Here is a 432-nt window from a genome sequence, read left to right on the forward strand (position 1 = left end):
AGATTGGGCCTTTTCATTTCCAGACCCGGCCATAGTGCCGGGTTTTTTATTTGGAGCAGGCCGTGACCGACCAGCAACACATTGATGCCGAAATGGAGCGCGAGATCCAGACTCTCGGGCTGACAGCGCCGCGTGTGACCCCTGACCAGATCGATGCGCTGATGCGTGGCGTTCGCTATGAGGTGCAGGTTGTGCCTGGCACCACAACCACGCTGGCCACCGCCATTGCTGCCAACGGCTTCACCCTTGCCATCGGCATGACCGCCTGCGCCGACCCGGCCAACTTCAATGCAGAGCTTGGCGCCAAGTACGCCATCAAGGATGCCGAAGCCAAGGCCCGTCAAGAGCTGTGGAAGCTGGAAGGCTGGCGGCTCAAGTGTCACCTCGAGAAACCTGTGCTGTTGGTGAGCGGCGCCTGCCAGATGTCAGGTG

Annotated in this window: 1 protein-coding gene; it reads left to right on the top strand. The window is 60.6% G+C overall.

Annotation, left to right across the window (positions count from 1 at the left end):
- Positions 1 to 62: 62 nt before the first annotated feature.
- Positions 63 to 432 (top strand): Gp49 family protein (locus JWG43_RS18570; RefSeq protein WP_205244401.1); only part of this gene is annotated, 370 nt, incomplete at its 3' end.

The organism is Desulfobulbus alkaliphilus (genome assembly GCF_016918545.1).
Lineage (GTDB): Bacteria > Desulfobacterota > Desulfobulbia > Desulfobulbales > Desulfobulbaceae > Desulfobulbus > Desulfobulbus alkaliphilus.